This window comes from Salinispirillum sp. LH 10-3-1, from assembly GCF_030643825.1.
Lineage (GTDB): Bacteria > Pseudomonadota > Gammaproteobacteria > Pseudomonadales > Natronospirillaceae > Salinispirillum.
Window position 1 is genome coordinate 1,654,904 of the sequence record NZ_CP101717.1, and the last position, 24,043, is coordinate 1,678,946.

Genomic DNA, 24,043 nt, shown 5'->3' on the forward strand with positions numbered 1-24,043 from the left:
GATGAGTTTTTCCGCAACCGCCTCCGGCTTAACGCCAGAGATTTACGAGCGTTTTCGCGCCGCCCTAGAGACTGGCAAATGGCCGGACGGTAAGGCCCTGACCGCCGAGCAGAAACAGACGGTGATGGAAGCCATACTGACGTGGGAAGCCGCCAACTTACCGGAAGATCAGCGTACTGGGTTTATCCCGCGCAATGAATGCCAGTCTTCCGCTAAGCCTGAAGTCATTCCAACGGTTAATCGTGATGACGCCTGATATGTTTGGCGGCGATGCAGCCATGACCAGCATCGGTGCAGCAGGTGTTCTGGACAAGATGCCTATCACGGTGACCGAAGATGGGCCGCAATACAGTCTGTTGATCGGTAAGCAATCCGTGCCGTTGAATCCGTTACGCGGCAAACAGATTCGCCTGGAACACACCGGGCGCATATTTTGCCAGCACTGCGGTACGCAGACGAAAAAGAGTTGGCAGGGCTTTTGTTATGACCATTTCATGAGCTTGGCTCAAGCCGACAGTTGCATCATGAGCCCGGAAAAGTGTCATTTTGATCAAGGCACTTGCCGCGAACCAGAATGGGGCGAGCGCAACTGTTTTCAGACGCATTATGTGTATCTCGCCAATACCGGCCAAGTAAAAGTCGGTATTACACGCGGCACTCAGGTGCCGACCCGTTGGTTGGACCAAGGGGCGCATCAGGCCATTCCGGTAGCCCGTGTGCGGTCACGCTATTTAGCAGGGCTTATTGAGGTGCTCTTTAAACAGCACGTCAGCGATAAAACGAACTGGCGCACCATGCTGAAAAGTACGGACGAATCCTTGGACTTGGCGGCCATTCGAGACCAGTTGTTTAACGACTGTGCCGATGATCTTCGTGATTTGCAGTCGCAGCATGGCATTCAGGCCATACAGATGATTGGGCAGGCTGATATTTATACCGTTATCTACCCAATTGAAAAAATGCCAGAAAAGTTCAACTCATTTAATTTTGACAAGGACGCGGCGGTAGAAGGCCAGTTACTGGGTATGAAAGGTCAGTATCTGATTCTAGACACCGGTGTCATCAATATACGTCGCTTCAGCGGTTACGAAGTGACACTCAAAGTACAGGAATAGAGACAGCTATGCGCACCGATACCCCTCAGATCATCCAGCTCAGTGACTATCAAGCTCCGGCCTATTGGGTAGACACAACACAGTTAACGGTCAGCATCTTCGCTGAATACACCGAAGTAAAAGCAGAATTGCGTTTGCGTGCCAACGACCGTTACACCACATTACAGCCCATTGTGCTACACGGTGTTGGCCTGGATCTTAAGAGCCTAGCACTGAATGGGCAGACAGTGCCCGACTATGAAATCGTTGGCGAAGAGCTGCGTTTACCTGCACCCGCAGAGGGTGAGTTCACGCTGCATACCGTTGTACACATCTATCCGACGACCAATACGTCGTTAGAAGGCTTGTATGTTTCCGGTGGTATGTACTGTACTCAGTGTGAAGCCGAAGGCTTCCGTAAAATCACCTATTTCCCTGATCGACCAGATGTGTTGTCGGTGTTCACCACACGCATCGAAGCGCCCAAAGAATTTGCCACGTTGCTCTCTAACGGCAATCCGATCGCCGCCGGTGAGCTGGCCGATGATCGACATTTTGCCGAGTGGCATGACCCCTTTCCTAAGCCGGCCTATTTGTTTGCGCTGGTAGCCGGTGATCTAAAAGACGTGCGTGATGAGTTTGTTACCATGTCAGGCCGTACCATCGACTTACGAATCTATGTCGAGCCTCACAATCTGCACAAGACAGAATTTGCGCTGGAATCCTTGAAGAAGTCGATGGTCTGGGATGAGCAAGTGTATGGTCGAGAATACGATCTGGACATCTTTATGATCGTCGCCGTGGACCATTTCAACATGGGCGCCATGGAGAACAAGGGGCTGAATATTTTCAATTCGGCTTGCGTACTGGCAGACCTTGAAACCACAACCGATGATGGCTTCGAGCGGATTGAAGCCATAGTAGCGCACGAATATTTCCACAACTGGAGTGGCAATCGCGTCACCTGCCGCGACTGGTTCCAGTTGAGCCTCAAGGAAGGCTTTACGGTATTCCGCGACGCTGAATTTACTGCCGATACGCACGCGCGTGCGGTGAAGCGGATGGACGACGTAACCCTGCTGCGCACCTCGCAGTTTGCGGAAGACGCTGGCCCTATGGCGCACCCGATCCGACCGGACTCCTACATCGAGATCAATAACTTCTACACGCTGACCGTGTATGAGAAGGGCGCTGAAGTGGTGCGTATGCTGCACACTTTGTTGGGAGCCGAGCGTTTTCGTGCGGCATCTGACCTGTACTTCGAGCGCTTCGACGGGCAAGCCGTGACTACAGAAGACTTTGTTAACTGTATGGCAGAAGTGTCGGGTATCGACCTGAGCCAGTTCCAACGCTGGTATGATCAGGCGGGCACTCCCCGTTTGGCCGTGACAGGCAACTACGACGGTGCCGCCCAGACCTTCACACTGCAGTTCAGCCAAAGCTGCCCGGCGACACCGGGGCAGCCAAACAAAGCACCGTTTCATATCCCGGTAAAACTTGGTTTGGTGGGCAAGAACAGTGGCTCCGATTTAACCTTTAGTACGCGTCATCCAGGGTTTGATTCCGAGCTACAGGTCTTCAGTTTGCGCGAGCGTGATGACACATTGGTGCTCGAAGGTGTCAGCGAAGACGCAGTACCTTCATTGCTGCGTGATTTCTCTGCCCCGGTGATTCTGGAATACCCATACACAGTAGAGGATCTTCGCCGTTTGGTGAGTTCCGACAGCAATGCCTTCAACCGCTGGGATGCCATGCAAACATTGGCGACTCGCACCTTGTTGGCGGCGGTGCAAGAGCAGGCAGAACATGGCGACTTACAGGCGGTGTTGACCGATGCAATGCGTGATGTGTTGCAAGATGCCGATCTTGACCCTGCCGTTAAAGCTCGCCTGTTGCGTTTGCCCGGTCAGGCTTACATGGCCGAACAATACAAGCCGGTTGACCCGGTGGCGCTAGACCAAGTACACACCGCTTTGCGTCGTCATTTGGGGCAGGCGTTGCAAGCCGAGTGGATTGCCGTGTTCGAGCAAACTCAACCGTCCGGCACCTACGCGTTTGAGCATCACCAAGTAGCGCGCCGCGCGCTGCACAGTGTAGCTCTGAGTTATCGCATCATGGCGGATCAAAATGCGTGGCGCTTGGCAGCAGAAATGTACCGAGCCGCTGATAATATGACCGACCAAAGTGCAGCCTTGCAGTTGTGGGGGCAAGTTGCGAATGAAGAGTGGGACAATGCCATGGCGGCGTTCTACCAGCGTTGGCACAAAGACGCGCAAATGGCCGAGCAGTGGCTGTCCATTCGAGCCTCGGCACCACGAGTACGCGTGCGTGAAGTGGAGTTGCTGACCGAGCACGATGGCTTCAGTTGGACCAACCCAAATCGGGTGCGCAGTGTGATTGGTGGGTTTGCAATGCGCAATCCCGTAGGCTTTCATGCGGACAACGGCGCAGGCTATCGCTTCTTGGCCGACAGCATCATTCGCCTGAACTCACTGAATCCACAAATAGCCGCACGGTTGTGTACGCCGTTCACCTACTGGCGTCGCTATACACCTGAGATTCAAGCTGCAATGCAGGCTCAACTCAAGCGTATTCTGGACGTAGAGACTTTGTCGAAGGATGTGTATGAGGTCGTCTCTAAGTCATTAGATACCTCCTTAGCCTAAAAAAATGGGTGGCTAAGGCCACCCAACTTTTTCTCACCTAGCGGATCCGCATGGGGCGCGGATTGATCATGTTTTCGGGTTTCAGAAACTCATCAAGCTCTTCTGCGGTTAACAGACCATCTTCCAGTACCAAGTCCAATACCGAGCGCCCACTTTCCAAGGCCAATTTAGCAATGCGCGTGGCATTGTCGTAGCCAATGTATGGGTTTAGCGCGGTGATCAAGCCAATTGAACTGGCAACCAATTCACGGCACCGTTCACGGTTGGCGGTAATGCCATCGATGCAGCGCTCACGCAGCATGTCCATGGCGCGGCGCAACAAACGCATGGATTCGAGGATCTTGTAAGCGATCAGCGGCTCCATCACGTTCAACTGCAGCTGGCCGTTCTCGGCGGCCATGGTAATAGCGAGGTCATTGCCGATCACTTGATAGGCCACCTGATTAACCGCTTCAGGGATTACCGGGTTTACCTTGCCAGGCATGATGGACGAGCCGGGCTGTTGCGGTGGCAGATTGATCTCATTGAAACCGGTGCGTGGACCACTGGACAGCAAGCGCAAGTCGTTGCAGATCTTCGATAGCTTGATGGCCAAGCGCTTGGTCATGCCGGAGAACAGCACAAACGCACCCATGTCGGAAGTGGCTTCGATCAAGTCGTGCGCCAGACGCATATCGTGGCCGCAAACCTGCGATAACTCGTTGACCGCCAGTACGGCGTAGTCGGGGTCGGCATTGATGCCAGTGCCGATGGCGGTGCCGCCCAAATTGACCTCACGCAGCAGGTCAAACAGGCTGGCAATACGGTCAATGTCTTCGCCCAAGGTGGTCGCAAATGCGCCAAACTCCTGGCCGAGGGTCATGGGTACGGCGTCTTGCAGTTGCGTCCGGCCCATCTTGATGACGTCGCTGAACTCGTTTTTTTTAGCCGCGAACGAATCGCGTAATAACGCAAGGCTGTCGACCAGTTCTGCGTGTGAAAGCTGCAAGCCCACACGGATAGCGGTGGGGTAGGCATCGTTGGTTGACTGCGACATGTTGACGTCATTATTCGGATGCAGGTGTTCGTATGCGCCCTTTGCATGACCCAAGTATTCCAGACCAATGTTGGCGATGACTTCGTTGGCGTTCATATTAGTGGAAGTACCGGCACCACCCTGAATCATGTCGACCACAAATTCGTCGTGAAACTCACCCTGAATCAAACGATCACAAGCGTATTGAATAGCTTCGTTTCGCTTGCTTTCCAAGAGTCCAAGTTTTGCATTAGCCGAAGCAGCGGCTTTTTTGACCATGGCGAGACCCACAATCATTTTTGGAAAGTGCGACAGTGGAACGCCGGTAAGGGCAAAGTTCTCCAAGGCACGTTGTGTTTGCACACCGTAATAGGCCTGGGCTGGAACGGCCAGGGGGCCGAGTAAATCTTTCTCCATGCGATGAGGTTGTTGGAGTATCTCTTCCTGGCGTGGGACTGGGTTCATGATGCTTACGAATCACCTGCGTTATGAATTGAGGTGCCATTCTGCCTGCGACAACACCGTAAATTCCAATGCTGAAAATGGATGCATTATGCAAAATGTGCATAATAGGAAGGAATAACAACAAAAAACGCTTTAATAAAAGGCGCAGCGGAGGTGCAGTTTGGATTTTGAAACGCGATGGATGGAAGATTTCTTGGCCTTGGCCGCTACGCACAGTTTTTCGCAAGCCGCTGAACGACGGCACGTCACACAGCCTGCCTTCAGTCGGCGAATTAAGGCCTTAGAAGCGGCTGTCGGGGTGACACTGGTTGATCGATCGACCACTCCTGTTGCCTTAACACCGGAAGGGCAGATGTTTCTCATCACCGCGCGCAATGTGGTGGCGCAGTTGCATGAAAGCATCAGCCGGTTAAGAGGCTTGCAACTGAACACACAGCAAGTCATAGAGGTCGCTGCAGCGCATTCATTGGCCTTCAGCTTCTTTCCTGACTGGGTAACCACCGTGAAGGACGTGATGGACAATTTGTCCTTACGGCTGGTCGCGATGAACGTCGAAGATGCCGTACATGCGCTGCGGGAAGGGCACTGCGACCTGATGCAGGTGTACTACGACTCTTACGCTACTTTGCAGCTTGACGCACACACCTTTCCTTCCATCCCGTTGGCTCACACCACCATGTTACCGGTGTGTGTGCCAGACGCTGAAACAGGCCTGCCGTTGTATTCATTAGATGCATCCAGTGATGCCGACATCCCCTTGCTGGCCTATACGCCGGGGGCTTTTCTTGGTCGTACGGTGCGCCTGCTGTTGAAAAATGACCCCATCTTACTGCGCCTGCGTACCGTCTATGAAACCGCAATGGCGGAAGGACTTAAAGGCATGGCGTTAAATGGGGCAGGCGTGGCGTGGGTGCCCAAGTTGTGCATTGAACGAGAGTTGGAAGAAGGTCGCTTAGTGGTCTGTGGTGGTGAGCAGTGGCATGCGCCGCTTGAAATTCGGTTATACCGATGTGCTTTGGTACGTAAACCGGCGATTGACAAGCTCTGGCGCCGACTGGAGAAAGCGCTTTAACGATTATCAGGCCGCTATGTACAGCAGCCAAGCCAGCCCATAGAGAACGGGCTGATGGACTAAATAGATCATCAATGGGCGCTGGCCCAGCCAAACAATGGTGCGACGGCCGGGAAATTCTGGCATGCCTTGCCGTAACCAAGGTTGGTGCCCCAGCCAGACGCCTACCCAAACTACGCCCAGCCACGGCAACAAATACATGCGATCCATGGTGCCACTGGGTAGGTTAAGCATGGGTTGCAGTACGTTATACATCCACGGGTCCGTGTAGGGCACGCCGAAACGCTCCGCAGCGATAAGCAACAAGCCCAACACTAAGCTAAGGCGGGGTAGACGTAAAAGAGGGAGGCTGATCAGCAAGGCAAGTACAAAGAAATGCAGTATGCCGAAGTAGATCCAATGTGTCGGGTAGGCAATCAAACTGAATGCCGTAACGATCAGCGCGCCTGCGGCTAACTGACCCTGGCGTTTTGCATAGGCGGACCAGCGCGTGCGTTTGCCATGCGCCCAAACCAAACTAGCGCCCGCGGTTAAGCAAAAGAGACTCACAATCACCGCCCGCAAGCTGTACCAGACGGGGTCTGCCATGCTCATGGCAACAAAGCCGAATACGGATAAGTCGTACCAGCCGTGAAAGAAAATCATCAGGAGAATGGCGCTACCACGCATAACGTCCGGGCGCGGGTAGCGCGTCGGCGCAGCAGGTAGCGCAGACATAGCGTTTAGTCGTCCAACAGGTTCCAGAGATCGTCACCGCTGAGGGAGTCGAACTCGGGCTTCGCTTTTTCTTTCTTTGTTTCTTGCTCAACAGGCGCAGCTTTAGGCTTTGGCGCCGCTGTGCTCGTCGGCTTTTCAGTGTCTTTACCGGTGGCACGAGGTGCTGCCTTAGGCTTAGTCGCTGCCTTCGGTTTGGCAGTAGCCTGGGTCACTTTCTTGGGCTTGGCCACTTCCGCAGCGGCTTCAACGGCTTCAAGAATAACTTCCTGAGCGTTCTCGGCGCTTTGCATCACCGCGTTGTCACGTTCGGCTTCGGCGGCCTTGCTGGCACGACTGAACGGTGCTGGCGGGCGCTCGGCTTTGCCATTCTCGTCATCGGCCTTTTTTTGGCTGGATGGCTTGCCTTGCTCTTCAAGATGTTTCTTGTAAGCGGACTGTTGCTTGTCACCGTGCTTCGCCAATTTGTTTTTTGACGGAATGCGGCCTTTTTGCCCGCGCTCAATGAAATTCTTCTTTGAGCCGGTCTTAATATCAAGCTTGCCTTTTAAACGGCGGGATTTCTTCTCTCTGGACATGTAAAGTCATCGGTTGGTCATAAACTGCCGTACAGTATACCTCGTTAATTGCAACGGCCATAGGAGAGAAAATGGAATACCGTCAACTAGGCAAGACTGATTTACAGGTCTCCAAGATTTGTTTGGGCACCATGACCTGGGGAGAGCAGAACACCGAAGCCGATGCGCACGCGCAAATGGATATGGCGGTGGAGCAGGGCATTAACTTTTTTGATGCTGCCGAGATGTACCCGGTTCCACCTCGTGCAGAGACGCAAGGCGCTACGGAAGCCTGCATTGGTAGTTGGTTCCAAGCGCGTGGTCAGCGCGATAAGGTTGTTCTGGCCACTAAAGTGACCGGTCGCTCGGTGGATGGTTTCGCCTATTTGCGTAATGGTCCACGGCTCAACAGCCAGCAGATAGAACAAGCGCTGGACGACAGTTTGCGTCGCCTTAAAACTGACTACGTCGACCTGTATCAAATTCACTGGCCGGAACGCAAAACCAACTTTTTTGGACAGTTGGGCTACCGCCATGATGCAAACGACGACGCGATCAGTATTGAAGAAACCCTGACGGCGTGTGAACGCATCGTGCGCAGTGGCAAGGTTCGGCATATCGGCTTGTCTAACGAAACCCCGTGGGGCGTGCATGAGTATCTGCGTTTAAGTGATTCGGGCGTTGGGCCGCGCGTGCAATCGATTCAGAACCCTTATAACTTGCTCAATCGTAGCTTTGAGGTCGGTTTGGCCGAAATGGCGATCCGTGAAGACGTGGGTCTGCTGGCTTATTCGCCGCTCGCATTTGGTGTGTTGAGTGGGAAATACTTGGGTGGTCAGAAGCCGCCTAAAGGGCGTCTGACGTTGTTTGAACGCTTTCAGCGCTACAACTCTGAATTGGCTACCCAAGTAACCGAACAATATGTTGCGCTTGCCAAGCGACATGGCCTGGACCCCGCTCAAATGGCGTTGGCCTTTGTGAATGATCAGCCTTTCGTGACCTCAAACATCATCGGCGCCACGACACTGGAGCAGTTGAAATCCAACATTGGCAGCGCGGACATCAGGTTGAGTGATGAAGTAAGGCGCGACATTGAAGCAGTGCATCGCGTGCATCCGAACCCGTGTCCTTAGAGGTCATTTAAACTACCACTGATCGCGTAGGCCACGCAGTGCGATGAAGGCAGACTCTGAAGAGTTGACGCTAAGTCCTTGTTCTTTAAGGGTCTGCCATAGCGCTTCATCGTCGGTGCGTAGGAACAGGTTGTACGTCGCTTCATCACCGAGTGTGCTGATCGGGCGGGTGTCAGGTGTGGTCGTCTCGCAACGCTGAATCCAATTCTGAGTTGTTTCCGTATGGCCATTAACGGACTCGGTGAATTTTAAGTTGGTCAGGAAATAGTCGTGACCATTGTACAACTGAGTGTGTGCGGGCAGGGCACGCAGTTGTTGAATGGATTTGAAGAGCGTCTGTGGATCCCCACTGCGAGTATTGCCGACGCCGGCGTTAAACAGGGTGTCTCCTGCCAGCAACGCAGGTAGGTTAGGCAAAAAGAAACACAGATGATCGGCAATGTGCCCGGGCGTATCAAAGACTTCGACGCGGGCACCGGCAAACTGGAATGAACTGGCTGAGTGGTATGGGTGTGTGATGTTACAACGCGTTATGTCGGGGTGTCCCCGCACGGGACCCTCGAATGTGCTTGGAACACCAGCAATGTGGTCGCCATGCCCATGGGTCAACCAAATTTCGGAGATGGTGACGCCCAGGCTTGAAGCTTGATCCAACGCGGCTTGCCAGTTAAATGGATCAACCACTGCAGCTTCGCGCGTCTCAGTTGACCAGACCAAATGGTTAAAATTCTGTAAGCTGTCTGGCAAGTAGTAGCGATGTACATTAAGTTGCATCTTAATTTCCCACTGGGTGCATTGAAAAGCGACGGGATGCTCGAGTTTTTCAAGGTTCCCATGCTCTGATGTATTAAAGGAGACTCGATGTTAGCAGTGATCTCGCCTGCAAAGACGTTAGATTATAAGTCATCCACCCCGGAACATCATGTCACTGACATTCGGTTTCCCGATGAAGCGGCGACGCTCGTCGATCGGATGCGCCAATTCGGTGTGCCAGACATTCAATCATTGATGGGCGTGTCAGAAAAAATTGCTGAAGAAAACGTTGAGCGATTCAGTCAGTGGACCTGGCCGTACCCAAGCAACGCCGCCCGGGCCGCGATTTTCGCCTTTAAAGGTGATGTGTATACGGGCTTGGATGCCTACTCCTTGGATCAGGTCGAACTTGATTATGTGAATCAGCACGTGCGTATCCTTTCGGGCTTGTACGGTCTGTTAAGACCGACGGACGCCATACTGCCGTATCGCTTGGAGATGGGAAAGAAGGTACGCACAGCGGCGTCAAATGATCTATATTCTTTCTGGGGTAACAAAATTGCCGCACAGTTAGGGGATGATTTAGCCAAAGTAGAGAGTAATACACTGGTTAACTTGGCTTCTACGGAGTATTTCCGCAGTGTAGCGCCCTATGTAAAGTCTTTAGATGTGGTGACGCCAGTGTTTAAAGACTGGAAAAATGGTCAGTATAAAGTCATCAGCTTCTTCGCGAAGAAAGCACGTGGCTCTATGGTGCGCTACATGGCGGAGCATCAACTGACAAAACCAGAACAACTAAAAGCTTTCGATACCGATGGCTATGCGTTCAATGCTGAGCTATCGTCGAATAGAGAATGGGTATTTTTGCGTAAGCAAGGTTAACCGATTGGAACCAGAAGACAGAATCCATAAGGAGTAGACATGAAAAAGTTATTGTTTCCCATATTAGGTGCTTTGGTCTTTGCGACCGGCTGTGCTGTTTCACCGCAGCAGATCACCGTTGAACCACGTTCAGAAGCGAACTTCTCTGGTTCGGGCGCAGGGACCTCGATAAACCTACAAGTGCGCGATAACCGCGGTACTACCGCTTTAGGCTCATTGGGTGGCACTTACCCTGAAACCAGTATGCTGACCACCAGCAATGATGTAGCGGCGGATTTGAACAACCTGTTGCGTCAAAAGCTGACGGCCGCAGGGTATGTGGTGACGCCAAACAACGCTGACTTCAATCTCGTTGTTTCATTGAACGAACTGAGCTACGAATACGGTACTGCTGCGGTGGTTGCCCGTGAAGTGCAAACGGTCGTTGAACTGGCGTTTCGTGCTGAGAATGCATCAGGTATGAGCTATCGGGAGGGCCGTTTCCGTACCCCACGTACGCAGCCACGCGCTACGCGCCCAACGCCTGAAGAAAACAAAGCGTTTCTGGAAGAAGTGCTGACGGAGACCATTGATCGTTTGTTGGCGCACCAGCCTTTAGTCGAATTCTTGCGCTAGTGCCCCAAAGCACCAGTTGGCTTTAGACGATAGAGTAATAAAAAAAGGCGGCCCATTGTTATGGACCGCCTTTTTTGTGTGCACTGCAACAAGAGATTTAGCGCAGCGAATTCTTCTCGAAATAGTCCGCCATGAAATCGATGAACGCTCGGCTTTTAGCGGATAGGTAGCGATTTTCCGGGTACACCACATGGATAGTACGCTTTGGAAAGACCACTTCTGGTAACACATGAACCATTTTACCGCTGTCCAATGCTTCCTGGACCATATAGGTCGGCAAAGCAGCCACCCCCATATCGTGATGGCAGGCTTCGCACATGGTATCTAGATCGTTGACGGTAAATCGGCGCTCTTTGTCCTGCAGGTTCGCTTCTTTCAGAAATCGTTTAATCCAACGCGGTTCTGCGTAGTCGATACCCGATACCATCAGCATGTGATGATTATTCAGGTCTTCGAGATTCTTAGGCACACCATGTAACTGGGCGTACTTCTGGGTGGCTACCATAATGACGTTCTGGCGAGCAACCGGTCGCGCCACCAGGCGACTGTCTTGCAGTGAGCCAAGATGAATGGACAGGTCGATGCCTTCCCGTACTAGATCCAAGCTCTTGTCGGCCAACACCAAGTCAAAGTTAACGTCCGGGTATTCGTGCAAAAATTCGCTGAATATCTTCATTAACATGGCGCGCCCAAAGGTCGGCGTCGCGGTAATCTTGAGTGTACCCTTGGGGCTGGTATCAAGATCCTTCACCATGTGTTCCGCTTCTTCCAAATCCTCTAGAATGCGATTACATCGATTGAAGAATAACTGGCCAGCCTCGGTAGGGCTGACGCTGCGAGTAGTGCGGTTCAATAAACGCACTCCCAAGCGGTCTTCCAGTAAACTGATTTGTTTACTAACCGCCGAAGGTGTTAAACCCAAGGCATGGGCGGCGTTAGTGAAGTTATTTGCTTTTACCACTGTGGTGAAAATTACCAATGAATCCAGTCTTGCCATAGTCGTTGATCTTTTTCAGGTCCGTGATTGCTAAATACGTCATTGGTCAGACGTCATCCATCTGCGCTGAGAATGAGGTATCCGCTGAAAGTGTCTATGCGTATAATGAGCGTGAAGAACGCGCTTGCATCGCATTGATGAATAATGCACCGGAATCATAGCAGCTATTCGTCATTTTTCTACACACAGTTATGAATTTTTTTCTGCCGATTCGTGCTTCTGTAACAATTAATTACTAAAGAATCTCCTTCGACCGCCGTTAAAGCTCACACAGCGGAATGAAAGTGGAGCAATAGGTTATGCAGATTAACCCTTCAGTACCGGGCTTACTGCCTACGGTACCGACAACTATTAATAACCCAGCGGGTCAGAACACTGGTGCGGCCAGTGATTCCAGTACGCGGGCTGATAACGTCAACCTTAATAGCAGCGTCTCAACAAAGTACAACTCGCCAGAAGCGGTACTGAAGAACTTTGACGCGGATACCGTGATCAAGAACGTCTCCAGCTTTATCGAACGAGCCGTTGATCGCGCGCGCGCCAGTGGCGCCTCGGAGGCTGAGGTCGCCAAGATTCGTGAAAAGTCGCTGGCGGGGATGGAGAAAGGCTTCAAAGACGCTCAGGACATCATCAAAGGCTTAGGCCTGATGTCAGACGAGCTCACGTCAGTTTTAGATGGTGCGAAGAAATCCATCCGTGACATGGTTGAGAATGGGAAGTCAGTGCAGAGTAAGGTGGTGGAGTCCGCCACGGCAATGATGGCGAAGAGCAAGCAAGTCACCAACGACTTCTCTTTTACCCTGAAAACGCGTGAAGGCGATGTTGTTACTATTTCTGCATCGCAGCAAAAGTCGGCATCTATGGCTGCCTTGGGTTCACGTAACGGAGACTCCCAACTGTTGGCTGCCATGTGGGAAACAAACAGCAGCGAAGCGTTCAGTTTTTCCGTGAAGGGTGACCTGAACGTGGAAGAAATGAAGGCGATTGAAGCGCTACTGAAAGACATCGGCAAGATTGCTGATAAGTTCTTCAGTGGACGCTATGAGCAGGCCTTTGAAAAGGCGAAAGGGTTGCAGCTCGATAGCAATACATTGGCCTCAATGAGTATGAACATGACGCAGACGAAAGCCGTTGCACAATACAATTCAGTGTCTTCAGGCGGCGCACGATCTGAATGGATGGCGCCGATTCGAGAATACGCGCAGGCCTTGGCTGATTTGCAACGTAATCAACCTGAAGTATTAGCGAAACCCGCTTGGTTGGATGCGTTGAACAGTCATCCGAAGAAAAACTCTGCAATGATCGACTTTGCTCGGGCACTCATGCCCATGATGGCTCGATAATCATCGGGTATGAATAGCAGGCATCAGTCGTAGTCATTCCGCTGCTTATTGTCTAGAATGAAGGGATTCATTCAGATTGGAGCCTGCTGTGCGGTCATTGGTTCTTTACGAAACGTCTCATTGTCATTTGTGTGAGCAAGCGGAGCAGGTGCTCATTCCGTTTGTGAATTCTGCAGAGTGTCAGATCGAGCTGGTCGATATCGTCTCAGATGACACCCTCATGCAAGCTCATGGTACCGAAATCCCCGTGCTAAAAGATCACCATTCAGGCCGCTTGTTAAAGTGGCCTTTCGACGAGTGTGATGTTCGTTCATTTCTATCAGCCTGTCAGGCTCAGTAAGGAGACTACAGTGAAGAAGACACTGCTAATTACAGGCATTTTTGCCATCGCCACTATTGCTGGGTGCGCTACTTCTGGCGCTAAGTACAAAAACGAAGCCGTTGCCTACGCTCTTTCAACAGAAGCCGAGTTACGTGCATTGGTGTCCGCTTGCGACCGAGTCAGCGGACCAGCCAGTGCTGAAGCACGGGAAGCGGATCGCGAGTGGTGGCGCCGAAATGCGACCATGATGCAAGCCGCAGACTATGGTTTTATCAGAGAGCTCGAATCTTTTGCTGACAGTCGACGTGAAGAGAGCTTAGTGCTTTTTACCATGAATGCCGGCTATGCGCTTGATCAACAGATGCAAGAGAGTGTGGCTAAGCGCTTGGACACTCGTAATCCGGAGCGGGTCTGCTTGCAAGAACTCGCAAGCTTCCGTGCGGGTGACCGCGATCTTAGCCGCAACGCACGTCATTATTCAGAGCTTGTGGCCTTAAGTACAGAAGCTCGGGTCGATCAAAATGCATTGCGCAGTAGCCGCGCGCCAGCTTCGGCGAATCGTGATTTTGGCCGCTCTTTTTATCAAACAGAGGCCGCACTGGCAGCGGTTGGTTGCCGGCAGCCACAAATTGCTATGCTGAAGAATGACTGGCCTACCGAGGTGTATGAAGCTCAGTGCCAGGATACAACATACCAACTGGTGCGTTGTGAGTGGAACCGCTGTGAAGTTTTCTGATTTCGTATAAACGAGTAGAGGCGGGCAGCCAATGCTACCCGCTTATAAGGAAATTAAGCCAGCGATACGGAATTCGGCTACACTTTTCTTCATGTCGCTAAGAGTGGGTGTCCGCGTATGTCCAATTTAATGAGTTCCGTTGATAGCCGTACCCAATTGGTCGGGCAGAACAGACTGGAAATCCTGTTATTTAAACTGCGCGGCTCGCAACTCTTTGCCATCAATGTCTTCAAGGTTCGTGAAGTACTGACCCTGCCTAAAATAACGCTGATACCAAGCCAGCACCCGGTTATCTATGGCGTCATTCACTTACGTGGTATGACGGTGCCGGTTTATGATCTCAGTCACGCCATTGGCATGCGCCCGATCGAAATAGACGACAAGTCGACCATTATTGTGACGGAATACAACAGCAGCGTGCAGGCCTTTGTGGTCGGAGCGGTGGATCGTATTGCCAACCTTAACTGGGAAGACATCATGCCGCCTCCAGTGGGCTCCGGTCGTTCGCATTTTTTGACGGCTATCACCCGTTTCGAAGAGCGCATCGTTGAGATCATCGATGTTGAGAAGGTGCTGTCTAATGTGCAGCCGCCGGTTACAGAGATACCCGAAGGCACCTTAGAAGACGCGGTCATTGAGCGCGCTAAGGGTATGGAAATTTTGATGGTAGACGACTCGCATACGGCGTTGTCGCAGGCCACATCAACCTTTGAAAGTATTGGTATCAAGGTGCATCAGGCAACGGACGGTGCCAAAGGGTTAGCGATTTTGAAGAAGTGGGCCGATGATGGCGAAGACGTGCCCAATAAACTTCTTATGTTGGTGACCGATGCTGAAATGCCCGTGATGGACGGCTATATGCTGACCACCGAAGTGCGCAAAGACCCTCGTTTGTCCGGTTTATTCGTCGTATTGCACACGTCACTCAGCGGTAGCTTCAATGAGGCTATGGTGAAAAAAGTGGGCTGTGACGCCTTTTTGTCAAAATTCCATTCCGGTTCTTTAGCCAATATGGTCCAAGACCGCATACGCGCCATCTCTGGTATGGAATAAACAGACTCAAAGAACAAGGAGAATAACCAGTGAGCTTACTGGTCAGTGAATTGTGGGTATATCCGGTGAAAGGTATGGCGGGTAACCCCGTGGCCAGCTTGAAATTTGATGAACATGGTCCGCTGGAAGACCGTCGTTGGATGTTAATGGACAGCAATGGCACCTTCGTGAGCCAACGTCGTTTTCCTTTATTGGGGTTGTTTAAGGCCTCGGTGTTAGGCCAGCAATTGACCATTGAAGCCCCAGACGGGGAGCGGTGTATAGTAACCGCCAATCAATGCACGCAGCGGGTGCGCGCGACCGTTTGGTCCGACGAGGTTGCAGTACTGATGGCACCTGAAGTCATGAATCAGTGGTTGTCGAACTACTTCTCCGAGCCTGTTTACTTGGTGCGTTATCGGACAGATCAACCGCGTCACACGAGTCCCGAATACAGCGACCGTACGGTTGGCTTTGCCGATGGCTTTCCGTTGTTGTTATGTCTGGCAGATTCTTTGAATGCTCTGAATGTTGGCTCGCCAGTACCGCTCGATATGCGCCGGTTTCGGCCTAATATTGTGCTCAGCGGTGCGCCAGCCTGGAGCGAGAACAGTTGGTTGACCTTACGCGGTGACCATCATCTTTTGACGGTGGTTAAGCCCTGTACGCGCTGCGCAGTGATTACTATACGACCCGGTACAGTGGAGCGAGAGCCGCGTGTGTTACGACATTTGTTGCAGTTTTCGCAATGGAAAAAGCATCCTGTTTTTGGCCAGAATGCCGTCGTAAATGAATGTGATAAACCGTTGACGCTGGGCAGTATCTTTCACGCAGCGATGACCGACAAACCGCAAGCCGAGCCACTGCCAACGACACCCGCCTGAATTGTTCGCCTAGCCCAAAAAGATTCAAAAAAGCGCCCTAGGGCGCTTTTTTATGCCCATGAACGGGCAGTGTTGCTCCTGAAGTGAAACCCCTGCCTGCTAGCTTTCCGCAGATGCTTCGATGGCGTCGTCACTGAGCTCTTTCGGTCGACGGGGTCGATTATACCAAGATTTAACTTTAGCCAAGGTGTTGTCGATACCGACCAGCAAACAAGGTGTGAGCACCAGCGTCAGTACCGTAGCAAAAGCCAAACCACCCGCAATGGCCGTCGAGAGTTGCGTCCACCACTGAGCAGAGGGTGCACCGACCGTGAAGGAGCGTGCCATCAAGTCCAGATTTACCTGCAACACCAGTGGCATTAAGCCTAGGATCGTTGTGATGGTGGTCAGCAGGATAGGGCGCAAACGCTGTGCAGCGGTTTTAATAGCCGCCTGGTAAGGGCTGTCACCATCGCTTTTTAGCTTGTTATAGGTATCGATCAAGACGATATTGTTGTTCACCACAATACCTGCCAAGGCAATAATACCGACGCCACACATTACGATACCAAAGGGTTTTCCTGTAATCAGTAGACCCAGCAAAACACCGGCCGACGAGAACACAATGGCGCTTAAGATAACCAACGCCTGATAAATGCTATTGAACTGGGTGACCAGAATCACCAGCATCATAAACAACGCGATACCAAAGGCTGCGGCTAGAAATTGCGACGACTCATCCTGGTTTTCCTGGTCACCACGAAATACCGGCCGCACGGTGTCGGGAAATTCGCCGGATTCTACCCAGCGCGGGAAGTCGCGGGTCAACTCGGTAATTACATCGGCTACGGCGTAGTCGCTGCGTACATTGGCTTCCAAGCGATTCGATAGCTGGCCGTTGGTGCGCAATAAATCACCTTCAATACCCTGAGCCCGACGTTCAATGAAGTTGGATATAGGCACCTGTTCACCACGGGCGGAGATCGTTAATCGCTCAATTTGGTCCAGATCCCGACCATCAAACGGATAGCGAATTCGGATATCCAACTCTTCGTCGCTGTCCGCCGGGCGAAAGGTGCCAATGGTTAAGCCTGTGGTGATCATTTTTAAAGCGTTGCCAACCGACGCGAGATCCGCCCCAAATCGACTGGCGGCTTCTCGGTCAACGTCAATGCGCCATTCCAAACCGTCCAGTGGAAGGTTGTTTGAAACGTCCGAAAAGCGCTGGTCATTCATCAGGCGGTTGGTCACAAACTCAACGGCGCGTCGTAAGTCTTGCGGATTGTCCGATAGGAAATCCAATTGAATGTCGACACCGGCGGTCGGGCCCATCGCCAGGGCTTTTTTCTCCACGATAATGCCTGGAATGTCAGCCGTTTGCGCGACGATCTGATCCATCACTTCCTGACCGGTGCCACGAAACTCCCAGTGCACAAACTCCAGCTGGAAGACGCCAATGGTGTCGGCGGAATAGTTGTTCATGGTGCCGCCAGAGGTCAGCGTATTGATGGACTTCACTTCCCGCATACCCAGAATACGGTCTTCAACTTGGCGTACCAAGTAGTCGCGTTCGGTCAACGACAGGTTGCCGCGCGCGCGTACGGTGATATTGCCAAAGTCAGAGTCGATGTTCGGGAAAAATTCGACACCGGTCCCGAACTTGGCGTAAGACGCTCCCAGCGTGGCGATGATGAAGAACACGCCCGCCAATACAAGAACAGGTACGTGCAACATCTTGCTGAGCGCCCATACGTAGGCACCGGAAAAACCCGTCATGCGATCAACGTCACCTTCGGCAGCCGCCGCAAGGTTTCGCCGTTGGCGTGCCGATACTACGGCAGGTTTGCCAAAAATAGTCCCCAAGGAGGGTATGACAATGAGAGCTACTACCAAGGATGCACCGAGCGTCACTATGACAGTGATCGGCAGGTAGCTCATAAAGTCACCCACAATACCGGGCCAGAACAGCAGCGGCATAAACACGGCCAACGTTGTAGCCGTGGAGGAAATCACTGGCCACGCCATGCGTGTTGACGCTTCTCGATAGGCTTTGATTCGCGGCGCACCTTCAGCCATGCGGCGATCGGCGTACTCGGTCACAACGATGGCGCCATCTACCAAGATACCAACGCAGAGGATCAAGGCGAACAGCACAATGATGTTCAGCGTAATGCCCATCAAATAGAGGATGAGTATACTGGCCAGGAAGGAGCTGGGAATCGCGATGCCGACCAAAATGGACGAACGTGGTCCTAATGTCCACAGCATGACCACGACAACAAGGATGGTCGCCAGTATCACGCTGTTGAACAGGTCGCGCAGCGTCTGCTCAATTTCCGTGGACTGGTCGGCTGTGTAGATGACTTGCAAACCTTCTGGCCATAGATGGCGCGACGCTTCAACAGTGTCTTTGACGTCTTGGATGGTACCAATAAGGTTCTCACCGACGCGCTTGGTGACTTCCAGCGTTACAGCCGGCTGCCCGTTCACGCGCGATATTTGCTGGAAATCGGCGTAGGTGCGTTGCCCAATAGCGACATCACGAAAACGCACGACGCTGTTGTCGACCGATTTAATAGGTAGGTTGAGGATGTCTTCTTCAGTTTCCAATAAACCGGGTACTTTGACCGAGAAGCGACCCGCACCGGTGTCGAGATTACCCGCGGCAACCAACTGATTGTTACGGCGTACGGTATTGACCAACTCTTCATTGGACAGGTTGTAGCTCGCGAGCATCGATGGACTGACAATAATCTCCGCAATCTCGTCACGCTTGCCCAAAATGGGCGCTTCTAAAACGCCAGGCAATGATTCAATTTGCGACTGCAAGGCATCTGCCACGGCATAAAGTACACGGTCATCAAGGTCACCGAACAGGTTTACGTTGATTACCGGAAATAGCGCCAGATTGATTTCATTAACCGTAGGCTCATCCGCATCGGCGGGGAGGTCGTTCTTCGCGCGGTCAACCTGACGGCGCACGTCGTCCAGCGCCTTGTCGATGTCGACGGATGAATCAAACTCCAAGGTTACCGAGGCATGGCCTTCGGTGGCTACCGAGGAATACTCTTTAAGGCCTTCCAGGCTTTTAATCTGTTGTGTGATGGGGTGCACGAGCAGGCGATCAGCATCCTGCGGCGATATGCCTTCCAAGCCCAATGAGATGTATACGAAGGGGACTGTGATGTCCGGTTGGGCTTCCTGTGGTATCGACCGGAACGCACTGATGCCAGCGATAACGATGAGAATAAAGAGTAGTAGGACCGTTCTGACCCGGTTTAAGGCAGCATTAATAATTGCAATCATAACTACTCCGTCACCACCGCTTCAACAAGGTCGCCATGAGACACAAAGCCCTGACCGACAGTAATGATCTGTGCTGGATTAGGTAGCCCACTGACCCAGACCCCTTGCGTGGAGGATTTAACGATATCGACGTTTACGAGCGCGACCCGCTGCTCGGGCGTTACAATTTTAAGGCTGAGGTTGCCAGCTTGGTCCAGGGTCAGTAGCGCTGGGCTAATAAAATGAGCATTGCGAGCCGGCAAAGCAAAATGTACCCGTGCAGTCACGCCAGCACTGGGAGACGGAACAGCAGTCTTAGAGGCAACTTCAACATCAAAGGTGCGGGTAGCGGCGCGGGCTTGGGTGCCAACGAAGGACACTTCGCCTTCCAGCGTTTCGCCGGATACCAACCATACGTCAGCACTTTGGCCCGGGCGCAGATTAATAACATCGTTTTCCGATACTTGAGCCGTAATCATCAAGGGAGAGAAGTCGTTCAAGTGCGCTACTGAGCCACCCGCCTGGACATAACTTCCTAATTCAATATTTAAGGTTTCGATCACACCGGCGAAAGGCGCACGAATGTTGGTGTGTTGGAGCTGCAGCTCCAAGCTGCGACGGTTCGCAATGGCGTCAGCGTAGGCGGTCTCTGCTGCGGCAAGGTTGGTGGTGTTTTGCAGTCCGCGACTCACCAGCGTGCGAACGCCATCAAGTTCAACCTTGCGCTGTTGCTCAAGGGCTTGCGCCGACAAAAGTCGTTCTGGCAATTCACCGCGATCCAGTCGAGCAATAACATCTCTCGCTTGAACGCGGTCACCGCGTCGGTGTAACAGCTCTTTCACCTCACCAGACCATTGGGCTCTAATGTCAACCGAGCGGTTAGCCTTGGTTTCAGCGCTGACTTCCAGTACCCGTTGAACAGATTCCGAGGCAATGACTTGTGTTTGCACGCGCGGTATTGCATTGGACTGAGTAGTATCACGTTCGCCAGACGGCATAAGGTCACCGTCGATACCGGAGTACATCCATATGGTCAGCAATATCATAATGAGGATGGCGGCGGCTTGACCGAGATACTTTTTCAACTGACTTCCCATGCTGTGATTACCTAAGCGTAGACTGTAAGAAATATGGCTGCCGGTATTCCGGCAGCGTACTTAAAATTGCGGGGCATACCATGCCACGTTGACAGCACAGTACCCAGTGATATTTGTCACCTATTGCACACTGTCTGAGCACGACAAGCCGTAGAAGGAAGCGTATTATACGGACCTGTTTCCTTTACGGTCTGAAGTTTTTTTCTATGCCTACCCTCGTTTTACAGAACCTTTACCACGCTTACGGCTCTGAGCCGGTTATCGATAACCTCAACTGGAACCAAACAGAATCAGAAAAAATATGTTTGGTTGGCCGCAATGGTGAGGGAAAGAGCACCTTGATGCGTATTCTAGCCGGTGCGGAATCGCCTGACCAAGGCAGTGTAGGCTGGTCCGACGATGCCCGCATTGGCTATGTACCTCAAGAGTTGCCGTTACCGGATGAAACGCTGGTACGAGACTTTATTTTGAGCGGGGCGGGGAAGGCGGCGGAATACATACTGCGTTATGAGAAATTGCTGATGACCACGCCGGATCACCCGGACGTTGAAAAAGTGCAGCAGTGGATCGAAGAAAACAACGCCTGGCCATTGATGGCCACCATTGAAGCCGTACTGCAACGTTTCAGCCTTGATGGCAGTGCGACTATGTCGCAGTTGTCTGGCGGGTGGCGTCGGAAGGCGCTGATTGCTCGCGCAGCCATTCAAGAGCCCAATGTGTTGCTGCTGGACGAGCCTACCAACCATTTAGACGTTGAGAGCATCCGTTGGTTAGAAACGTGGCTGAAAGAATTTCGCGGCTTGGTGATTTTTATCAGTCACGACCGGAGCTTTATTGATGCCGTGGCCGAAGTGATTGTTGAGTTGGATCGCAGCCAGTTGTATCGCTACCCGATACCTTATGAAAACTTTGTCGATAATCGCGAAGAACGACTCACCATTGAGGCTGAGCAAAACGCCTTGTTCGACAAGCGCTTGGCACAAGAAGAAGCGTGGATTCGTCAGGGCGTCAAAGCGCGCCGCACTCGTAACGAGGGACGAGTAAGGCGTCTGGAGGCGTTGCGTCAAGAACGTTCACAGCGCCGTAATTTGGGCGGTAAAGCAGACATACAGGTACAGGCAGCAGATCGCAGCGGTAAGCTGGTGTTTGATCTCGAAAACCTGACCTTTCATTATCCCGGTCAGCGCATTGTAGAGAATTTGACCACCGAAGTGATGCGCGGCGAAACCGTTGCACTGGTGGGCGCCAACGGCATCGGTAAGACGACGTTGATCAAAATACTGCTGGGTCAGATTCAGCCACAAAGCGGCACCTTGGTTACAGGAACCAACCTAAATGTAGCGTACTTCGACCAGGGTCGACATCAATTGGACCCGGAAAAGACGGTGATGGATACCGTATCGGAAGGACGTGACTTCATCGAAATCAACAATAAAAAAGTACACGTCATTACCTACTTGGAGCGTTTTCTGTTCTCACCCAAGCGCGCGCGCAGCCCAGTCAAGTCACTGAGCGGCGGCGAGGCCAATCGTCTTCTGTTAGCGCGCTTGTTCAGCCAGCCAGCGAACATGCTGGTACTGGATGAGCCAACCAACGACTTGGACATCGACACGTTAGAGTTGTTGGAAGAATTGATTGCAGATTTTCCCGGAACTGTGATCTTGATCAGTCATGATCGTTACTTTGTTGATAATGTAGCCACCAAGGTTTGGGGAATGCCCGGTAATGGACAGGTGATTCCTATCGTCGGCGGTTATCGTGAATGGTTTGAGTTTTGGTCGAAACAGGAAGCAATGGCAGCTCCGGAAAAAAAGCCAAAAGCTAAGCCGGCGGTGGCCGCCGCTCAGGCGAGTGCCGGGCCGAAGCCGAAAAAATTGAGCTACAAAGATCAGCGTGAACTGGACCAATTGCCGGACACAATGGCGGCGTTGGAGCAAGAGATCGCTGAGCTCCATAACACCGTAGCTGAACCGACGTTTTATACCCAAGAACAGCACGCCGTTCAGGCGACACTGAACCTGCTGGCCGACAAAGAAGCAAAGTTAGAAGCCTTGCTTGAGCGTTGGGTTGAGTTGGGGGGCTAGAGAGCGATTGTCTTCGCGCCATAAGGAATGTGGAAATTGATGTTGCGAGTAGGGGTGATGGGCGACCAAATAGCCCCTAGAATTTCCAGTATTAATAATAAGAAGGTTACATGGCCATAGAATACTCTATTGCATTGGATGACAGCGCCACTGTGCTGTCGTATATCATTGCCACCGATCATGAAGAAGTCAGTACCACGCGAGCGGCAGAGCCTGCCAGCTGGACCTTGCTGGGTAATAACCAGTGTACTAATTGTCCACTCAGCGCCAAGGAGCATGAACGATGCCCGGCGGCCGTTGATTTGCAAAAGGTCATTGAGGACTTCAGTACTTTACCAGCCCTGCGCAAAGCGAGTATTACGGTGAAGTCGCCAGAGCGCGAATATTTTAAACATACGGGAATAGAAGAGGGCCTGCGTTCATTGATGGGGCTGCTGATGGCGAGTTGTGCCTGCCCGATATTGAGTAAGCTGAAGCCCATGGCGGTAACACATTTACCGTTTGCCTCACAGCGCGAGTTCATTATTCGTAGCGTGGGTACCTATTTGCTGCGTCAGTACTTCCATCACAATGACAAGGACTCAGCCGATTGGTCACTGGAAGGACTGATCGACCTGAACAAGGAACTGCAGTTGGTAAACCAAGCTATGTGGCAGCGTGTGCATGGAGCCTGTCAGGGTGACTCAAATTTAAAAGCGTTGCTCAGTTTTTTCACCATGGCATCCAGTGTGTCTTATTCGCTGGAAACCCAGCTGCAAAAAATCCGGCCTGCTTTTCTGGCAGCCACTGACCTAGCGCCTTACGAGAAACTATGACTTTTACCGTCCTTTTTATTGCCCTAGTTGTACTCAGTTTGACTGGTTCTCTATTGTGGGTCATGCCCAGTAAAGCGGAGAAAAGGCTTGCTGAAATACGCGCTTACGCCGTTACCTTGGGCCTGCGCGTAACCAGCATTACTGCGCCAGACCTCAGTTTGGAAGGGCGGATTGATAAAAAGAACAAAATATACACCGCTTACAAGTTGGGAGCGCCGCGTATTAAGGGCGCACCCGAGTATATTTTGCTGCGCACGACAGGCGAATCGGGCTATGGTCTAGTGGATTGTTGGCGCTGGGAAAAGCCGGAATATCGTTTAACTGGCAAGCAGTTGGAGCGCCTTAATACGGCGCTGGATCAAATGCCACCCTGGACCGATTTGTTGGCTATACTGCCAGACGGTGTTGCCATCGGTTTCGATGAGCGAGGCGGTCCTGCACAGGTGGTCGAGGTGAAAACCCTGCTGGAAAGATTTCGCGACCAGTTCTTTGTGAAGTAATTT

At 52.1% G+C, this 24,043-nt stretch carries 22 protein-coding genes; 15 read left to right on the forward strand and 7 right to left on the reverse strand.

What is annotated here, in order from left to right:
- Position 1: 1 nt before the first annotated feature.
- The 3 genes from NFC81_RS07280 to pepN are packed head-to-tail and all read left to right on the forward strand — an operon-like array spanning position 2 to position 3,760.
- The gene (locus NFC81_RS07280; RefSeq protein ID WP_304996868.1) at positions 2–256 is read left to right on the forward strand and encodes a DUF1315 family protein; all 255 of its coding nucleotides are present in this window, start codon (positions 2–4) and stop codon (positions 254–256) included.
- Positions 246–1,115 carry a DUF2797 domain-containing protein gene (locus NFC81_RS07285; protein WP_304996869.1) on the forward strand — a complete coding sequence of 290 codons (870 nt, stop codon included), beginning with the start codon at positions 246–248 and terminating at the stop codon, positions 1,113–1,115. The genes NFC81_RS07280 and NFC81_RS07285 overlap by 11 nt, the downstream gene beginning before the upstream one ends.
- Positions 1,116–1,123: 8 nt before the next feature.
- Positions 1,124–3,760 carry an aminopeptidase N gene (pepN, locus tag NFC81_RS07290; RefSeq protein WP_304996870.1) on the forward strand — a complete coding sequence of 879 codons (2,637 nt, stop codon included), beginning with the start codon at positions 1,124–1,126 and terminating at the stop codon, positions 3,758–3,760.
- A 37-nt stretch (positions 3,761–3,797) separates the two neighbouring features.
- Here pepN and aspA read toward each other — a convergent pair whose 3' ends face one another.
- The gene (gene aspA / locus NFC81_RS07295) at positions 3,798–5,240 is read right to left on the reverse strand and encodes an aspartate ammonia-lyase (protein ID WP_370529900.1); all 1,443 of its coding nucleotides are present in this window, start codon (positions 5,238–5,240) and stop codon (positions 3,798–3,800) included.
- Positions 5,241–5,400: 160 nt separating this feature from the next.
- Between aspA and NFC81_RS07300 the strand changes: the two genes are divergently transcribed.
- Positions 5,401–6,312, forward strand: a complete 912-nt coding sequence (locus NFC81_RS07300; protein WP_304996871.1) for a LysR substrate-binding domain-containing protein — start codon at positions 5,401–5,403, stop codon at positions 6,310–6,312.
- 6 nt (positions 6,313–6,318) lie between these two features.
- On the opposite strand, the gene NFC81_RS07305 is transcribed toward NFC81_RS07300, so the two are convergent.
- Both NFC81_RS07305 and NFC81_RS07310 read right to left on the reverse strand, forming a co-directional pair.
- Positions 6,319–7,029, reverse strand: a complete 711-nt coding sequence (locus NFC81_RS07305) for a heparan-alpha-glucosaminide N-acetyltransferase (RefSeq protein WP_304996872.1) — start codon at positions 7,027–7,029, stop codon at positions 6,319–6,321.
- 5 nt (positions 7,030–7,034) lie between these two features.
- Positions 7,035–7,604 (reverse strand): hypothetical protein, encoded by a 570-nt coding sequence (locus NFC81_RS07310; protein WP_304996873.1) that lies wholly within the window; start codon positions 7,602–7,604, stop codon positions 7,035–7,037.
- Between the two features lie 71 nt (positions 7,605–7,675).
- Here NFC81_RS07310 and NFC81_RS07315 point away from each other — a divergent pair, with 71 nt between their 5' ends.
- Positions 7,676–8,716: an NADP(H)-dependent aldo-keto reductase gene (locus tag NFC81_RS07315; protein WP_304996874.1), complete on the forward strand. Its 1,041-nt coding sequence runs from the start codon at positions 7,676–7,678 to the stop codon at positions 8,714–8,716.
- A 12-nt stretch (positions 8,717–8,728) separates the two neighbouring features.
- Here the strand turns inward: NFC81_RS07315 and NFC81_RS07320 are convergent, their stop codons facing one another.
- A complete protein-coding gene (locus tag NFC81_RS07320) occupies positions 8,729–9,490 on the reverse strand; it encodes an MBL fold metallo-hydrolase (RefSeq protein ID WP_304996875.1) in 762 nt (253 codons plus the stop codon).
- 87 nt (positions 9,491–9,577) lie between these two features.
- Here NFC81_RS07320 and yaaA point away from each other — a divergent pair, with 87 nt between their 5' ends.
- Together yaaA and NFC81_RS07330 are read left to right on the forward strand one after the other, a co-directional pair.
- Positions 9,578–10,351: a peroxide stress protein YaaA gene (yaaA, locus tag NFC81_RS07325; protein WP_304996876.1), complete on the forward strand. Its 774-nt coding sequence runs from the start codon at positions 9,578–9,580 to the stop codon at positions 10,349–10,351.
- A 39-nt stretch (positions 10,352–10,390) separates the two neighbouring features.
- On the forward strand, positions 10,391–10,966 hold the full coding sequence (locus NFC81_RS07330) for a YajG family lipoprotein (protein ID WP_304996877.1): 576 nt from the start codon (positions 10,391–10,393) through the stop codon (positions 10,964–10,966).
- Positions 10,967–11,063: 97 nt separating this feature from the next.
- On the opposite strand, the gene NFC81_RS07335 is transcribed toward NFC81_RS07330, so the two are convergent.
- Positions 11,064–11,963 carry a LysR family transcriptional regulator gene (locus NFC81_RS07335; RefSeq protein WP_304996878.1) on the reverse strand — a complete coding sequence of 300 codons (900 nt, stop codon included), beginning with the start codon at positions 11,961–11,963 and terminating at the stop codon, positions 11,064–11,066.
- Between the two features lie 299 nt (positions 11,964–12,262).
- Between NFC81_RS07335 and NFC81_RS07340 the strand changes: the two genes are divergently transcribed.
- The 5 genes from NFC81_RS07340 to NFC81_RS07360 all read left to right on the forward strand — a co-directional run bounded on the left by NFC81_RS07340 (position 12,263) and on the right by NFC81_RS07360 (position 16,280).
- On the forward strand, positions 12,263–13,306 hold the full coding sequence (locus tag NFC81_RS07340) for a DUF5610 domain-containing protein (RefSeq protein WP_304996879.1): 1,044 nt from the start codon (positions 12,263–12,265) through the stop codon (positions 13,304–13,306).
- Between the two features lie 88 nt (positions 13,307–13,394).
- Entirely contained in the window at positions 13,395–13,646 is a 252-nt protein-coding gene (locus NFC81_RS07345; protein WP_304996880.1) for a glutaredoxin family protein, read from the forward strand.
- Positions 13,647–13,656: 10 nt separating this feature from the next.
- Positions 13,657–14,364, forward strand: a complete 708-nt coding sequence (locus NFC81_RS07350) for a hypothetical protein (protein WP_304996881.1) — start codon at positions 13,657–13,659, stop codon at positions 14,362–14,364.
- A 117-nt stretch (positions 14,365–14,481) separates the two neighbouring features.
- Positions 14,482–15,417 (forward strand): chemotaxis protein, encoded by a 936-nt coding sequence (locus NFC81_RS07355; protein ID WP_304996882.1) that lies wholly within the window; start codon positions 14,482–14,484, stop codon positions 15,415–15,417.
- Positions 15,418–15,446: 29 nt separating this feature from the next.
- Entirely contained in the window at positions 15,447–16,280 is an 834-nt protein-coding gene (locus tag NFC81_RS07360; RefSeq protein ID WP_304996883.1) for an MOSC N-terminal beta barrel domain-containing protein, read from the forward strand.
- Between the two features lie 99 nt (positions 16,281–16,379).
- Here the strand turns inward: NFC81_RS07360 and NFC81_RS07365 are convergent, their stop codons facing one another.
- Entirely contained in the window at positions 16,380–19,565 is a 3,186-nt protein-coding gene (locus tag NFC81_RS07365; protein ID WP_304996884.1) for an efflux RND transporter permease subunit, read from the reverse strand.
- A 2-nt stretch (positions 19,566–19,567) separates the two neighbouring features.
- Positions 19,568–20,641, reverse strand: a complete 1,074-nt coding sequence (locus NFC81_RS07370; protein ID WP_304996885.1) for an efflux RND transporter periplasmic adaptor subunit — start codon at positions 20,639–20,641, stop codon at positions 19,568–19,570.
- Between the two features lie 206 nt (positions 20,642–20,847).
- On the opposite strand from NFC81_RS07370, the gene NFC81_RS07375 reads away from it, so the two are divergent.
- The 3 genes from NFC81_RS07375 (at position 20,848) to NFC81_RS07385 (ending at position 24,040) form a co-directional block, all read left to right on the forward strand.
- Positions 20,848–22,725, forward strand: coding sequence for an ATP-binding cassette domain-containing protein (locus NFC81_RS07375; RefSeq protein WP_304996886.1), 1,878 nt, complete (start codon positions 20,848–20,850; stop codon positions 22,723–22,725).
- A gap of 110 nt (positions 22,726–22,835) precedes the next feature.
- Positions 22,836–23,540, forward strand: a complete 705-nt coding sequence (locus NFC81_RS07380) for a hypothetical protein (RefSeq protein ID WP_304996887.1) — start codon at positions 22,836–22,838, stop codon at positions 23,538–23,540.
- Positions 23,537–24,040, forward strand: coding sequence for a hypothetical protein (locus NFC81_RS07385; protein WP_304996888.1), 504 nt, complete (start codon positions 23,537–23,539; stop codon positions 24,038–24,040). Before NFC81_RS07380 ends, NFC81_RS07385 begins: the two co-directional genes overlap by 4 nt.
- Positions 24,041–24,043 lie beyond the last annotated feature (3 nt).

Excerpts from the sequence above, each read along its gene's own strand:
- NFC81_RS07280 (WP_304996868.1), top strand. The coding sequence starts at position 2 with ATGAGTTTTTCCGCAACCGCCTCCGGCTTAACGCCAGAGATTTACGAG.
- NFC81_RS07285 (WP_304996869.1), top strand. The coding sequence starts at position 246 with ATGACGCCTGATATGTTTGGCGGCGATGCAGCCATGACCAGCATCGGT.
- pepN (WP_304996870.1), top strand. The coding sequence starts at position 1,124 with ATGCGCACCGATACCCCTCAGATCATCCAGCTCAGTGACTATCAAGCT.
- aspA (WP_370529900.1), bottom strand. The coding sequence starts at position 5,240 with ATGAACCCAGTCCCACGCCAGGAAGAGATACTCCAACAACCTCATCGC.
- NFC81_RS07305 (WP_304996872.1), bottom strand. The coding sequence starts at position 7,029 with ATGTCTGCGCTACCTGCTGCGCCGACGCGCTACCCGCGCCCGGACGTT.
- NFC81_RS07310 (WP_304996873.1), bottom strand. The coding sequence starts at position 7,604 with ATGTCCAGAGAGAAGAAATCCCGCCGTTTAAAAGGCAAGCTTGATATT.
- NFC81_RS07315 (WP_304996874.1), top strand. The coding sequence starts at position 7,676 with ATGGAATACCGTCAACTAGGCAAGACTGATTTACAGGTCTCCAAGATT.
- NFC81_RS07320 (WP_304996875.1), bottom strand. The coding sequence starts at position 9,490 with ATGCAACTTAATGTACATCGCTACTACTTGCCAGACAGCTTACAGAAT.
- yaaA (WP_304996876.1), top strand. The coding sequence starts at position 9,578 with ATGTTAGCAGTGATCTCGCCTGCAAAGACGTTAGATTATAAGTCATCC.
- NFC81_RS07330 (WP_304996877.1), top strand. The coding sequence starts at position 10,391 with ATGAAAAAGTTATTGTTTCCCATATTAGGTGCTTTGGTCTTTGCGACC.
- NFC81_RS07335 (WP_304996878.1), bottom strand. The coding sequence starts at position 11,963 with ATGGCAAGACTGGATTCATTGGTAATTTTCACCACAGTGGTAAAAGCA.
- NFC81_RS07340 (WP_304996879.1), top strand. The coding sequence starts at position 12,263 with ATGCAGATTAACCCTTCAGTACCGGGCTTACTGCCTACGGTACCGACA.
- NFC81_RS07355 (WP_304996882.1), top strand. The coding sequence starts at position 14,482 with ATGTCCAATTTAATGAGTTCCGTTGATAGCCGTACCCAATTGGTCGGG.
- NFC81_RS07365 (WP_304996884.1), bottom strand. The coding sequence starts at position 19,565 with ATGATTGCAATTATTAATGCTGCCTTAAACCGGGTCAGAACGGTCCTA.
- NFC81_RS07370 (WP_304996885.1), bottom strand. The coding sequence starts at position 20,641 with ATGGGAAGTCAGTTGAAAAAGTATCTCGGTCAAGCCGCCGCCATCCTC.
- NFC81_RS07375 (WP_304996886.1), top strand. The coding sequence starts at position 20,848 with ATGCCTACCCTCGTTTTACAGAACCTTTACCACGCTTACGGCTCTGAG.
- NFC81_RS07380 (WP_304996887.1), top strand. The coding sequence starts at position 22,836 with ATGGCCATAGAATACTCTATTGCATTGGATGACAGCGCCACTGTGCTG.
- NFC81_RS07385 (WP_304996888.1), top strand. The coding sequence starts at position 23,537 with ATGACTTTTACCGTCCTTTTTATTGCCCTAGTTGTACTCAGTTTGACT.